The 13082-nt window shown below is 59.2% G+C and carries 12 protein-coding genes; 8 read left to right on the plus strand and 4 right to left on the minus strand.

Translation table 11 applies throughout. The features are described 5' to 3' along the window. Positions 1-96 precede the first annotated feature (96 nt). A complete protein-coding gene (gene rsmI / locus ACQRBT_RS04495) occupies positions 97-969 on the minus strand; it encodes a 16S rRNA (cytidine(1402)-2'-O)-methyltransferase (protein ID WP_412047582.1) in 873 nt (290 codons plus the stop codon). Positions 970-1178: 209 nt separating this feature from the next. Between rsmI and ACQRBT_RS04500 the strand changes: the two genes are divergently transcribed. The 4 genes from ACQRBT_RS04500 (at position 1179) to ACQRBT_RS04515 (ending at position 4625) form a co-directional block, all read left to right on the plus strand. After that, a complete protein-coding gene (locus tag ACQRBT_RS04500; protein ID WP_060753919.1) occupies positions 1179-2990 on the plus strand; it encodes a penicillin-binding protein activator in 1812 nt (603 codons plus the stop codon). Beyond that, positions 2990-3361, plus strand: coding sequence for a YraN family protein (locus tag ACQRBT_RS04505; protein WP_060753920.1), 372 nt, complete (start codon positions 2990-2992; stop codon positions 3359-3361). The genes ACQRBT_RS04500 and ACQRBT_RS04505 overlap by 1 nt, the downstream gene beginning before the upstream one ends. 92 nt (positions 3362-3453) lie before the next feature. Beyond that, on the plus strand, positions 3454-4047 hold the full coding sequence (locus tag ACQRBT_RS04510; RefSeq protein ID WP_007904374.1) for a phosphoheptose isomerase: 594 nt from the start codon (positions 3454-3456) through the stop codon (positions 4045-4047). Further along, the gene (locus tag ACQRBT_RS04515; RefSeq protein WP_060753921.1) at positions 4044-4625 is read left to right on the plus strand and encodes a BON domain-containing protein; all 582 of its coding nucleotides are present in this window, start codon (positions 4044-4046) and stop codon (positions 4623-4625) included. The genes ACQRBT_RS04510 and ACQRBT_RS04515 overlap by 4 nt, the downstream gene beginning before the upstream one ends. Positions 4626-4700: 75 nt before the next feature. Here the strand turns inward: ACQRBT_RS04515 and ACQRBT_RS04520 are convergent, their stop codons facing one another. Then, on the minus strand, positions 4701-5474 hold the full coding sequence (locus tag ACQRBT_RS04520; protein WP_060753922.1) for an OmpA family protein: 774 nt from the start codon (positions 5472-5474) through the stop codon (positions 4701-4703). 355 nt (positions 5475-5829) lie between these two features. Further along, positions 5830-6306, minus strand: coding sequence for a hemerythrin domain-containing protein (locus ACQRBT_RS04525; protein WP_060753923.1), 477 nt, complete (start codon positions 6304-6306; stop codon positions 5830-5832). A gap of 336 nt (positions 6307-6642) precedes the next feature. Between ACQRBT_RS04525 and ACQRBT_RS04530 the strand changes: the two genes are divergently transcribed. The 4 genes from ACQRBT_RS04530 (at position 6643) to ACQRBT_RS04545 (ending at position 10051) form a co-directional block, all read left to right on the plus strand. After that, entirely contained in the window at positions 6643-6882 is a 240-nt protein-coding gene (locus tag ACQRBT_RS04530; RefSeq protein ID WP_060753924.1) for a hypothetical protein, read from the plus strand. A gap of 202 nt (positions 6883-7084) precedes the next feature. Beyond that, on the plus strand, positions 7085-8212 hold the full coding sequence (locus tag ACQRBT_RS04535; protein WP_060753925.1) for a sensor histidine kinase: 1128 nt from the start codon (positions 7085-7087) through the stop codon (positions 8210-8212). 163 nt (positions 8213-8375) lie between these two features. Continuing rightward, positions 8376-9914 carry a cryptochrome/photolyase family protein gene (locus tag ACQRBT_RS04540; protein ID WP_060753926.1) on the plus strand — a complete coding sequence of 513 codons (1539 nt, stop codon included), beginning with the start codon at positions 8376-8378 and terminating at the stop codon, positions 9912-9914. Continuing rightward, complete coding sequence (locus ACQRBT_RS04545) at positions 9911-10051, plus strand: DUF2256 domain-containing protein (RefSeq protein WP_081086983.1); 141 nt, start codon at positions 9911-9913, stop codon at positions 10049-10051. The genes ACQRBT_RS04540 and ACQRBT_RS04545 overlap by 4 nt, the downstream gene beginning before the upstream one ends. 33 nt (positions 10052-10084) lie before the next feature. Here the strand turns inward: ACQRBT_RS04545 and ACQRBT_RS04550 are convergent, their stop codons facing one another. Continuing rightward, positions 10085-12814 (minus strand): LuxR C-terminal-related transcriptional regulator, encoded by a 2730-nt coding sequence (locus ACQRBT_RS04550; RefSeq protein ID WP_060753927.1) that lies wholly within the window; start codon positions 12812-12814, stop codon positions 10085-10087. Positions 12815-13082: the final 268 nt, after the last annotated feature.

The following is a 13082-nucleotide window of genomic DNA, read 5'->3' on the forward strand; positions in this document are numbered from 1 at the left end:
CCGCCGCGCAGGTTAACGGCACGACGGCCTCAGGACAAGTAATAAAAGTTCAGAATGGCCATCACGTTCAGACGAAATACAGGTTAAACCCCGGAACTATTCGGCTTTCTGTTTTTCCAGCGCGACTTGATACAACACATTCTTACGCAAGCCGGTAATTTCCGCCGCCAGGGCCGCGGCGCGCTTGAGGGGCATTTCCTTGAGCAGTAAGTCCAGGATGCGCATCGCCTCACTGCCGACCGCGTCTTCGTTTTCCGGCGCGGTCCAGCCGGCCACCAACACCACGCACTCGCCACGCTGCTGGTTGCTGTCACCCTCGACAAAGGCACGCAATGCCTCCAGCGGCAGCCCCTTGAGGGTCTCGAAGGTCTTGGTCAGCTCACGGGCCAGCAGCGCCAGGCGCTCACCGCCAAACACCAACTCCATATCTTCCAGGCATTCCAGGATGCGATGCGGAGCCTCATAGAAGATCAAGGTACGCGGTTCTTCCTTCAAGGCTTGAAGGCGCGCACGCCGCCCAACCGCCTTGGCCGGCAAAAAGCCTTCAAAGATAAAACGGTCCGACGGCAAGCCGGCGGCAGATAATGCGGCGATCAGCGCGCACGCACCCGGAACAGGCACTACATTGATACCTGCGGCACGCGCCTGACGTACCAGATGGTAGCCCGGGTCGGAAATCAGCGGTGTACCCGCGTCGGAGATCAGTGCCACGTCGTCCCCCGCCAGCAGACGGGTGATGAAGCGGCTGCCCTCTTCGCGCTCGTTGTGTTCATGGCACGCCGCTAATGGCGTGCTGATACCAAAATGCTGCATCAACCGCTGGGAGTGACGCGTGTCTTCCGCCGCGATCAGCTTGACTTCGCGCAACACCTTCAGCGCCCGGGCACTGATGTCGTCCAGGTTGCCAATCGGCGTCGCCACCACAAAAAGCGAGCCAGCAGTGGAATTCAAAGGACCTGGAGCAGTCAAAACGCACACCTCGATGGTTGGCAAAAGCCATAGTGTAGCGCGTAGGCGCTTCGAAAATACGCCATCACGATGGATGCTTTTTCAGCCATCGACGAGCGATTGCAACATTTGCACGACCTAAATCGACGCTTTCACGCCAGTAACATCGCGCCTGAGCCAGTGCTTGGGTACAATTCCACGCTAATTTGATCGGTATCAGGAACACTTACATGATCGCTTGCCTGCGGCTGCTCTCCGCCCTCTGCCTCGCTGCCCTCCTGGCCGCTTGTGCCAGCTCGCCCTCGTCCAGCCTTGGCGACCTGCCCCGGACCCCGGATGCCAGTATCGAGCAACTGCTCGAACAGGCAACTACCGCCAAGACGCCAGAAAAGGCCGCGCTGCTGCGCCTGAGTGCGGCTGACCTGGCGTTCCACCAGAACAACCCTGGCCGCTCGTCGCAGATTCTTGCGCAGGTGCCGCTGGATGTCCTGAAACCGGCCGCACAAGTATTTGCCAGCACCCTGGCCGCTGAGTTGGCCATGGCCCGCAATCAGCCCAAGGCTGCATTGGCAGCGCTCAACCACCCGAGTCTGCAAAGCCTGAAGGATCTGCCGACAGACCAGCAGATCCGTACCGGCACCGTACATGCCCGCGCTTATGAAGCCGATGGCCAGACCCTGGCTGCCGCTCGCGAACGCGTCGCCATGGCCCCGCTGCTCAGCGGCGACGCCGCCAAGAGCAACCACGAAGCGATCTGGGCGTTGATTGCCGCGCTGCCAGCCGATCAGTTGCAAGCCAGCGGCAACCCGGTATTGGACGGCTGGATCACACTGGCCCAGGCGGTCAAGGGCGCCGGCACACTGGAGCAGCAGCAAGCCGCTATCGATACCTGGCGTGCGCAGAACCCGGGGCATCCGGCGGCGGTGCAACTGCCGTTGCCGCTGACCAAGCTCAAGGAACTGGCCAGCCAGCCCCTGAACAAGATCGCCCTGCTGTTGCCGCAGGAAGGCCAACTGGCCTCAGTCGGCAAAGCGCTGCGTGAAGGTTTCATGGCCGCGCACTACCAGGCCGAACAGGCCGGGCAGAAGCCGCCGGTGATCGAGTTCTATGACAGCTCGCGCCTGACCTCGCTTGACGACTTCTACGCCAAGGCCCAGGCCGCCGGCGTGCAATTGGTGGTTGGCCCACTGGAGAAGCCGCTGGTCAAACAACTCAGCGCACGTCCGCAATTGCCGATCACTACCCTGGCGCTGAACTACAGCGAGGCTGAACACAACCCGGCCCAACTGTTCCAGTTTGGCCTGGCGGCTGAAGATGAAGCCCGCGAAGTGTCGCGCCGTGCTCGTGCCGATGGCCTGCACCGTGCCGCCGCCATGGTCCCTCGTGGCGAATGGGGCGAGCGCGTCTACAAGGCCTTCCGCCAGGATTGGGAAGCCAATGGCGGCACCGTCGTCGGTGTTGAGTACGTCGATCAGCCCGTCGCCCTCGCCCAACAGATCGCAGACCTGTTCCAGCTGCGTAAAAGCGAAGGCCGCGCCAAGAGCCTGCAAAGCACCGTCGGTACCGACGTTGCCGCTCAGCCATCGCGTCGCCAGGATATCGAGTTCATCTTCCTGGCCGTTACCCCGCAGCTGGCCCAGCAGATCAAACCCACCCTGAACTTCCAATACGCCGGTGATGTGCCGGTTTACGCAACCTCCCACGTGTTCAGTGCCAGCGGCGACAAGAACCAGTACCAGGACATGACCAACGTCATGTTCTGCGAGACCCCATGGTTGCTCAACAGCACCGACCCACTGCGCAATCAGGTCGCCGCACAATGGCCACAGGCCAATGGCAGCCTCGGTCGCCTGTACGCAATGGGTGTCGATGCCTACCGTCTGGCACCGCGCCTGGGCCAGCTCAAGGCGCTGCCCGACACTCGGGTTGACGGGCTTTCGGGCAGCCTGGGCGTCAGCGCCAACCAGCGTGTCGACCGTCAGATGCCTTGGGCGAAGTTTGTCGGTGGCGACATCCAGCGCCTGCCGGACACCCCGCGCTGATGCCCGAGCGGTCCAGCGCGCAAAGCGGCAAGGATGCCGAACTGCAAGCTCTCCAGTATCTGCAACGACAAGGTTTGCGCCTGCTGGCGCAAAACTGGTTGTGTAAACGCGGCGAGCTTGATCTGGTCATGCTTGACGGCGATACAGTAGTATTCGTCGAAGTCCGCTACAGAAAACACGCACAATGGGGTGGTGCGCTCGCCAGTATCGACGGGCGCAAGCGTCAGAAGCTGATACTCGCCGCGCAGTTTTTCCTGCAAACAGAGGATCGCTGGGCTGACTCTCCCTGCCGTTTCGATGTGGTTGCCATAGAAAGCACACCGTTAGGCCCAGCTGATCTGAATTGGCTCAAAGATGCCTTCGACAGCTGATTCACCGGACACCTTCATCACACACTTTTGCTCTTTGCATTGCGGGCTGCACATTTTCGTGCCGATCAGCCGCGCCACTTAAGGTCACACAGATGGACATGCAATCCCGAATTCGCCAGCTTTTCCAGGCCAGCATCGACACCAAGCAACAGGCGATGGACGTACTTGCACCGCACATCGAGCAAGCCAGTCAGGTCATGGTCAACGCCTTGCTCAACGAAGGCAAAATGCTTTCGTGCGGTAACGGCGGTTCGGCCGGTGACGCCCAACACTTCTCCTCCGAGCTGCTCAACCGCTTCGAACGTGAGCGCCCGAGCTTGCCGGCTATCGCCCTGACCACCGACTCGTCGACGATCACCTCGATTGCCAACGATTACAGCTACAACGAGATCTTCTCCAAGCAGATCCGCGCCCTGGGCCAACCGGGCGATGTGCTGCTGGCGATTTCCACCAGCGGCAACTCGGCGAATATTATTCAAGCGATCCAGGCCGCACATGATCGCGAAATGATTGTCGTAGCATTGACCGGCCGCGACGGCGGCGGCATGGCCTCGCTGTTGCTGCCCGAGGACGTGGAGATCCGCGTCCCGGCCAATGTCACTGCACGCATTCAGGAAGTCCACCTGCTGGCGATCCACTGCCTGTGCGATCTGATCGACAGCCAACTGTTCGGGAGTGAAGAATGACCGTTAAACGCCTCAGCCTTTTGGGCATTACGCTGTGCCTTGCCATCAGCGGCTGCAGCACGGCAATCACCGCAACACGTGACACCCCCATTCAGGACGATAAGGGCACTCGTACCTTCGGCAGCAAGATCGACGACTCGCTGATCGAAACCAAGGTCGAGGTCAACATTGCCAAGGCCGCACCGGACCTGGGCAACGGTGCTTCGCGCATCGTCGTGACCAGCTTCAACGGCGTGGTATTGCTGGCCGGGCAAACCCCGCGTGCCGACCTCAAGGCCCTGGCTGAACAAGCCGCTTCGAGTGTCCAGCGCGTCAAGAAGGTTAACAACGAACTGCAAGTGATGGACCCGATCACCCTGCTGGCCATCAGCAACGATGCCCTGCTGACCACCAAGATCAAGACGCAGATGCTGACCGACAGCGCGATTCCCGGCTCGCGCATCAAGGTCGTCACCGATAACGGCATCGTCTACCTGATGGGCCTGCTGACCCAGACGGAAGCCGCGCGTGCAGCCAACCTCGTGCAAGGCGTGTCGGGTGTGCAAAAGATCGTGAAGGTGTTCGAATACATCGATTGATGTAACCCACAGCCATGAAAAAGGGCGCCGTGCATTGACTGCACGGCGCCCTTTTTTGTCGCTTGTCGCCCGTGTTTATTGGTACTGCTGGTACGGGTTACCCTGGAACTGGTTGTTCTGTTGTGGTGCCTGTTGCTGCTGACCAGGCTGGCCGTATTGCTGGCCAGGAATCGGACCGAGGTTGACCTCTACACGACGATTCTGGGCGCGGCCATTCACGTCGGCGTTGCTGGCAATCGGATTATCCGGGCCGGCACCGCGGGCGCTCAGGTTGGCAGGGCTGACGCCTTGGGAAGTGAGGTAGTTCGCTACGCTCTGCGCACGACGCTGGGACAGGTCCATGTTCAACTGGCGGCTGCCGGTACTGTCGGTGTAGCCGACAATCTGGATTGTGTTCTGGTTGAACTGCTTGAGGGAGTTGGCCAGATTGTTCAGCGGCTGGTAGAAGCTGCTGGCGATGGCATCAGAGTTGGTGGCGAAAGTGATGTTACCCGGCATGATCAGCTTGATCTGATCACCCTGGCGCTGAACTTCAACCCCAGTGTTCGCCATGCTTTCACGCAGTTTCTTTTCCTGCTGATCGGCGTAGTAGCCATAACCCGCAGCACCAATACCGGCAACAGCCGCACCGATCAGTGCGCCCTTGCCACGGTTGTTATGGTCGATGGCCGCACCTGCCAATGCGCCGGCCAGGGCACCCAGGCCACCGTACTTGGCGGTCTTGCTCATACCGCCGGACTCATTACCTGCCTGTCCCTGGCTGCTGCCGTCATAAGGATTAGGTGAAGCGCAGCCGGACAACAAGGCTACGGCGGTAGCGACAACAAGCAGACGACGCGGAGTAAACATGAAGGAAGCTCCTACTTTTGCATTCTGTGATGCAGAGGACATTGGCAATGGACCTGTGCCGAGCTTGGAACACGACAAACGGTAAAAATTCCATGCCCGGCGGGCGCCGTGCTCTACAACGGCCGAGCACACTCAAACCCTAGCAGACGATTGCTGAACGGCGATTGTCGATTTCTCTGCAAATGTCGCCGGAAAGTAGCCACTGGGTATCCAGGAACAGTCACACCGCAATTAGAAAGCGAGGCTGAGTCAACCCAAGCGCAACCGTTCAAAGGCCGATTCCGAGGGGCAAAAAAAATGAGCCCGACATGGAGTCGGGCTCACCTCTCTACAGGCGCAGTTAAAGCCTATTGGGTCAGGCTGCAACTTTTTGAGACACGTAACTCTTTTTCAACGATGACTTCATGGCCAGCATCTGTTCACCCAGCTTGTCAAGCTCGGCTTTGCCCAGAAGCTTCTTGGCCTTGGGAAACATCTCTGTTTCCTCTTCTTCGATGTGATGTTCGAGCAGTTCCTTGACCACCTTCACCCGCCCTGCGAATTCCGGGGAGGTAGGATCAGTTGCTTTCAGGTCGGGAAGAACCAGAGAGTCAACCGTGCGGTGCTCCTCTTTTGCCTCATAGTACATCTCGGCCTCGTCTTTCCCACCGGCGGCCTTGAAGGCGGGATAGAGAATCTGCTCTTCCAACTGGGTGTGGATGGACACTTCCATCTCTAATTTTTCCAGCAGCTCAGTGCGTTTCTTCACCCCACGCTCAGTCGATTCACTCAGTTGGGTCAGGATGGCTTTGACTTTTTCGTGGTCGGCTTTGAGAAGGTCGATGGCATTCATTTTTCTATCTCACTATGGCTATCACGGAAGGGTTCAGCCGTTCTTTGGCGGCTATCTCCCTAGGGCTATCGCATTTGCCGTGCCACCTTACAAAAAATTTAAACCCATTATATTTCAATAGGTTATTTAGATTAGTGGCAATTTGAATTCATGCACCTTGCCCGAATGGGCCTGCCGTCTATTGCAGATAGCAACACGCTCAAACGCCGTTTGATCCCAAGCGCTCGTCAAGGCCAGAAATTACGAACATCTCAATCGACCCACGGTCATTTATTGCATGAGGTGCAGCGCTCATGCGTCGGACCAGATTGCAGAAGTAAGCATGTGGAGTAGGTCATGAACCCATACACAGATGACTTGCCTGATGCCATCAAGCGTCAGGCCGATAGGCTTTTTTACGATATAGAGCGGGCAGGCTCGATGATTTTCGCAGTAAAAACCGGCGCGAAGGCCGAAGGGTTCGTCCTGGGAATAACCTGCTGTGCCGGCCTCCCGGCGGAGCGTTGTGAGTTGCTGTCCAACCATTTCGACAGCGCCGTCGAGAAAAGGCTGAGATTGTTGACAGCGGGCCTATAGAACAGCCTCTCAGCACGACGGCTCAGGGCAAGCGTCAAAACGCGTGATGCTCGCTCCCTATATCGGGCCCTATATCGGGTAAAGCCGGCTTGGTCGCGCTTTGAAATCCACTGGAGAACCTCCTAAACTGGCTCACCACCTTGCTCCCACCTACGCTATTTTGCTTCAGTCCGTCTATAACGGACCTGATCAGGACACCGACATGCGCCTGCCGGATTTCATTCTAGAAAACCTCGAGCCCATCTTGCAGGCCTGGGAAGATTTCGCGAGAACGATCGAGACACCCGGCGCGGATCTCGACCGCAGTGCATTGCGCGACCATGCAGAGCAAATGCTGCGGGCGATCGTCGCCGACCTGCGAACCGCACAGACCGCACAAGAGCAAATTGATAAGTCGCATGGCCTGGGGCCGGTGGAAGAGCACGAAACCGCCGCTGAAACCCATGCAGTGGCTCGCTTACTGGCGGGCTTCACCATCGATCAAATGGTTTCTGAATATCGCGCCCTCAGGGCGAGCGTGCTCAGACAGTGGATGAGCCAGGTAAAAAATGGCACGTCACTGAATATTGATGATATGACCCGCTTCCACGAAGCGATTGACCAGGCTCTCGCGGAGTCTATCGCCAGTTACTCCCGAGCCGTTGATGTGTCGCGCAATATTTTCCTGGGCGTTCTCGGCCACGATTTGCGCACCCCGCTCGGGGCGATTTTACTGGGCAGCGACATTCTCAAGCATTCCGAGGGTCTCGGGGCGCGGGATGCCAAAGTCGCGACCCAGATACATACCAGCGTTACCCGGGCGAGCCGTATTGTTGGCGATTTGCTGGATCTGACACGCTGCCACATGGGGCCCGGTATTCCCGTCACCAAGACAGACCTGGACCTTTTACCGCTGTGCCGCAGAGTGGTGGAAGAAATCCAGGCATTTCATCCTGAAGCCAACGTGCTGTTTGTCGCACGCACTGCGGTTCCCGGCAGGTTTGACGGCCCGCGATTGGAGCAGGTCTTTTCAAACATCATCAGCAACGCTGTGAGTCACGGCAATATCCAGCATCCCATAACCGTGCAGTTGTCGGTCACGGAGGACGTCGCGGTATTCAGCGTCCATAACAGCGGCCAACCGATACCTGAGGATGCCCTACCGTTTATCTTCAACCCCATGGGGCGTTTTTCTCAGCGCTCTACCACTGAAAACGGACCTACCGAAGGCTTGGGCCTGGGCCTGTTTATCGCGTCAGAAATCGTGACCGCCCATAAGGGCTCAATCGACGTCACTTCTGACGCAACGCAAGGCACTACTTTCCTCGTAAAACTTCCGCTCAGCGAGTGAGCGGTTCGCCCTGCGAAAAATCACTGCACGTCCCGTCGAAAAAATTGTACAAATTATTTTTATTGTACAAGTATAAGTGAGCAGCCAGGCATCCGCGCACCCTCTCACCACGGCTCCGGCATGCCTGCACCCTATACGTTTCTCCATCACTGGAAACTGCTCGATGACTGCACATCGCCGACTATGCCTGGTTCTGGGCGATCAATTGTCTTTCGACCTGGCCTCGCTGCAGGGCCTGGATAAAGAGCGCGATAGCGTACTGCTCTTCGAAGTGATGGAAGAGGCCCGCCACGTCCCTCATCACCCGCAGAAGATCGCCCTGGTCTTCAGCGCCATGCGCCACTTCGCCGAGGCATTGAGGCAAGCTGGAACGCAGGTCCACTACGTTACCCTCGATGCCCCACAGAACACTGGCTCGGTGCCGAGTGAGCTACGGCGCTGGCAGTCACTGTTGCAGCCCGATGAACTGCACATCACCGAATGTGGCGATTGGCGCCTGGAACAGTCAATCCGTACGTGTGGCTTGGCGATTGAGTGGCATCGCGATAGTCGATTTCTCTGCAGCCGTGCCGAATTCGCCGATTGGGCCGCAGACAAAAAGCAGCTGCGCATGGAGTTTTTCTATCGAGAAATGCGCCGTAAAAACAGGATACTGCTCAACGGTGACGGCAGCCCGGTAGGCGGTGCGTGGAATTTTGATGCGGACAACCGCAAGCCCCTGCCCAAAGGAGTACGACCGCCTGCGCCGGCCCGCTTCCCGCCAGACACCCTCACCCAGGAAGTCCTTGCGCTGGTGGCTGAACACTTTTCCAGCCACTACGGCACCCTGGCCAACTTCGACTACCCGGTCACTCATGCAGATGCGCAGGCTCTCTGGGATTACTTCCTCGATTGGGGGCTGGCGGCCTTCGGTCACTATCAGGACGCAATGGCCAGTGATGAGCCCTTTTTGTTCCATGCCCGTATCAGTGCCGCGCTCAATATCGGCCTGCTGGATGTTCGCCAACTGTGCAGCGATGTCGAGGCCGCCTATTGGTCGGGCAACATCGCGCTGAATGCCGCAGAAGGCTTTATTCGCCAACTGATCGGGTGGCGGGAGTATGTCAGGGGCGTCTACTGGCTGAGGATGCCTGACTACGCCGACGGTAATGCGTTCGGCAATACAAGATCACTGCCGGAGTTCTACTGGACAGGCGCTACCCGGATGAACTGCATGCGCCAAGCCATCAACCAAAGCCTGGAGCACGCCTACGCTCATCACATTCAACGGTTGATGGTGACAGGCAATTTTGCCCTCTTGGCCGGTATCGCTCCGCCCCAGATATGCGAGTGGTACCTGGCGATCTACATGGATGCATTCGAATGGGTCGAGCTGCCAAACACCCTGGGCATGGTGATGCACGCCGACGGTGGGTATCTGGGCTCCAAACCTTACTGTGCGAGCGGTCAGTACATCAAACGCATGTCTGACTACTGTCGTACCTGTGCCTACAAGGTCAGTGAAAGCACCACAGAAGACGCCTGCCCTTTCAATGCGCTCTATTGGCACTTTCTCATGCGTCACGCTGACCTTCTGCGCGGCAATCACCGCATGGGCATGGTGTATAAAAACCTCGACCGCCTGACGGAGGCCAAGCAGCAGGCGCTCTGGCAACGGGGGCAGAGTCTGCTGGCCCGGCTGGATGAAGGTGAGTCATTTTGAAAAAGAGCGAGCTGCCGGTGAAAACCTGCGTGTCTTGCGGCCTCTCCTTTACCTGGCGAAAAAAGTGGGCCCGTTGCTGGAATGAAGTGCTTTACTGCTCGCAGCGCTGCCGGCGCAACAAACCGGTGAAAAACTGAACCGGCGCATCCTTGCATACACGGGGCGAAGCGCTAACCAATCAACCCCAACTCCTGCGCCCGTGCCACCGCCTGAGTACGCCGCTCGACCCCCAGTTTGCTGTTGATGTGGCTGGCGTGGGTCTTGACGGTGTGCAGTGAAATAAACAGCTGATTGCTGATTTCCTGATTCGAACACCCCTGCGCGATCAATTGCAGGACCGCCCGCTCTCGGGCGCTCAGGGTTTCGTGAGCAGGCGAAGTTCCGGCCGGCACCACCACGGGAAGCAGCGCCAGCAAACTCTGGTTCAACAGGCCATGGGGGTCCCTGCCAAGTTGTTCGCGCATCCAGTCCGGGTAGTTTTCCAGCAAGCGCTGGAACGGTTGCAGCGCACCGCCCGCTCCGGCTTCCAAGGCTTGGACGAGGATGGACCGGGCCTTGGCTTCCTGGCCGCACTCCAGTAACAAGTGCGCCTGCTGGGTCAGCGCCATCAGCGCGATCATCTGGCGCCCATCGTTATGAGCTTGCTGCGCCAACGCTTCAAGCCGTCGCAGTGAAGCCTCGGATTGATGGCGCGTTGCGTCCAGCGCGGCCTGCTGCAGCTCGATATGTTGCGGCAAGTGTGGATGAAACTCCGGCGCTGCGGCCGCGTGCTCGCCGTTGTAGGTCTGCCCCAGGCGGGTCAGCCAGGCATCGGCCAGGTCAGTGCGCCCCTGGATCAGCCACAGCTCACATTTGATCAGCGTGATCATCGCCAGATAGTAGATGGGTGGAACATCCCAGATATGCATCAGGCGCTCGGCCTCGGCCAGCTCGGCAAACGCCTTGGGGAAATCCCCACGCCGCCCTTCGAAGTTGGCGATTACGCAATGCCCAATCAATACGCTGATATCCCGGCAGGCACGGGCTTCCGCCAGCCCGGCACGCAACCGCGCGAGGCCGGCTTCGGGCTGGAAACGCACCAGCAGCAGGTAACCTTCATACAACGACAGCCGCGCGCGCACGGCATACAACCGTTGTGGCGCCAGGTCATGCAGGCGCTGCAAGCCCTGGCGCACTTCGTCGAGCGAGCGCAGGATCTCGCCACGCGCCTGCAGTACCCGCGCCCGGTCGTAATGGGCCAGTGCTTCAAACAGGGGGTTGCCGACGCGCTGCGCCAGCTCCAGGGACTCTCGATTCAAGCCCCGGGCACGCCATAGGTCGGCATCGACGATGGCCAGGTTGGAGAGGGTCGACAGGCACATAAGGCGCTGGCCGTAGCGCTTGTGCGGCAGGCTTTCCAACGCCTCGCTGCAATAACGCTGAGTCGATTCGCGATCCCCGCGGCCACGGGCAATGATGCCGCTCAGCGCCAACCATTGGGCGAGCATGGATTTCTGTGCGGTCGCTGACGGCGCCGGCAGGAAGCGGCTGAGGTAGCTGGACAATTCCTCGGCCGCGTCCAGTTGGCAGGCCAGGCCCAAGGCCCAGCTATACAACACGATCAAGCGTGGCGTGCTGATCAACAGGCTGTCGGGCAAGTCCATCTTCCAGCGCAGCAACATGCCCACGTTCTGCTCGGCCAGCAGTTGCTCTTCAGACAGGTTTTGCACCAGGTTCGCCGCCACATCGAGATGGCCGGCCCTCAGTGCCTGCTCGACCGCCTCATCGATCAGGCCCTGGGCGTTGAACCACCGGCAGGCGCGCAGGTGAAGGCTAGGCAGGGGCAACGTGGCGCTCTTGGAGCGACGCGTACGCAGCAGGTCGGAAAACAGATGGTGGTAGCGATACCAATGCCCCTGCTCGTCCAAAGGCACCAGGAAGACTTGATGAGCCAGCAGGTAGCGCAGGATTTCACCACTGTCATGGGCTTCGCGTACGGCATCGCATAGCTCGCTGCAAAAACGATCCTGAGGCGCCGTGTCATACAAAAATGCTTGCACCTCCACCGGCAGGCAGTCGATGACCTCCTCCAGCAGGTAATCCCGGATCAGCCCTTCCCCGCCGTGCAGGCTTTGCGGCAGCGCACCTTCGTTGCCGGCTTCGGACGCCGCCAGCAGCCAGAAACGCAGGCCGGCGACCCAACCTTCGCTGCGGCGAATCAGGTTATCCAGGGCCTCACCGCGCAATGAGCTGCTATGGCGGTCAAGCACCGCCAGGGACTCGTCATGAGTCAGGCGCAGGTCCTGTTCATGCAATTCCAGCAGGTGCCGTGACAAGCGCAATCGCGCCAGGTGCCAATCCGGACGCTGGCGACTGGTGACCAATACCACCAGGCCGTCAGGCAAATGATTGAGGAAGAATTGCAGGCAACGATCCAGCACCGGCCCCCGGGCCAAATGGTAGTCATCCAGTACCAGCAATAAAGGCATCTGCGTGGACAGGTAGCCCGTCAGCTCATCCAGCAAACCATCCAGCCACTCCTCGAAAGCAAAGGGCTGATGGCGTTGGCGCATTTTCAGCAGGCCGAGGGACTGGGCACCGAGCTGCGGGAAGTATTGCTGCAAACCGTCGAGCAGGCGCTCAAGAAATCGACCAGGGTCGCTGTCCCGTGGGCTCAACCCCAGCCACAGGCTTTGCCATTGCGTCGGCAGGGCCTGGCAGAACTCGACCGCCAACGAGCTTTTGCCGAACCCGGCCGGCGCGCTGACCAGCAGCAATCGCCCCTCCAACCCGGCGCTCAAACGTTCGCACAAGCGCGGTCGCAGCACGTAGCCGTCAGGCAGCGGCGGCCTGTAGAAGCGCGCTTCCAGCGTCGGAATCGCTGCGCTCGCAGGCCCTTGGATTCGGGACAGATCAGTCATCGCCGGGCTCTTGTAGAAGGCTGTTGTCGGCATTGCAGATGACCGCAGACTAGCGGTAAAAGCGGCGGGTTTGTAGATCTTTGCAACATTTACATGAAAAAGAACTGCGACAAAAAATGTGGGAGGGGCCTGATGCCAGTCAGTTAAATGGTGGGATGTAGAACACATCATCTGTAGTGAGCGGGCTTGCCCCGCGCTGGGTGGCGCAGCCGCCCCAACAAAGACGCCGCGGTATTTCAGGAGGACCGAGGTGCCTGGGTTTGGGGCG

It is taken from the genome of Pseudomonas sp. R19M, assembly GCF_050312585.1.
In the GTDB taxonomy this organism is placed as follows: Bacteria; Pseudomonadota; Gammaproteobacteria; order Pseudomonadales; family Pseudomonadaceae; genus Aquipseudomonas; species Aquipseudomonas palleroniana.

Coding starts and splice junctions, on each gene's coding strand:
- ACQRBT_RS04520 (WP_060753922.1), bottom strand. CDS start 5,474: ATGTTTACTCCGCGTCGTCTGCTTGTTGTCGCTACCGCCGTAGCCTTG.
- ACQRBT_RS04510 (WP_007904374.1), top strand. CDS start 3,454: ATGGACATGCAATCCCGAATTCGCCAGCTTTTCCAGGCCAGCATCGAC.
- ACQRBT_RS04500 (WP_060753919.1), top strand. CDS start 1,179: ATGATCGCTTGCCTGCGGCTGCTCTCCGCCCTCTGCCTCGCTGCCCTC.
- ACQRBT_RS04550 (WP_060753927.1), bottom strand. CDS start 12,814: ATGACTGATCTGTCCCGAATCCAAGGGCCTGCGAGCGCAGCGATTCCG.
- ACQRBT_RS04515 (WP_060753921.1), top strand. CDS start 4,044: ATGACCGTTAAACGCCTCAGCCTTTTGGGCATTACGCTGTGCCTTGCC.
- ACQRBT_RS04530 (WP_060753924.1), top strand. CDS start 6,643: ATGAACCCATACACAGATGACTTGCCTGATGCCATCAAGCGTCAGGCC.
- ACQRBT_RS04505 (WP_060753920.1), top strand. CDS start 2,990: ATGCCCGAGCGGTCCAGCGCGCAAAGCGGCAAGGATGCCGAACTGCAA.
- ACQRBT_RS04525 (WP_060753923.1), bottom strand. CDS start 6,306: ATGAATGCCATCGACCTTCTCAAAGCCGACCACGAAAAAGTCAAAGCC.
- ACQRBT_RS04540 (WP_060753926.1), top strand. CDS start 8,376: ATGACTGCACATCGCCGACTATGCCTGGTTCTGGGCGATCAATTGTCT.
- ACQRBT_RS04535 (WP_060753925.1), top strand. CDS start 7,085: ATGCGCCTGCCGGATTTCATTCTAGAAAACCTCGAGCCCATCTTGCAG.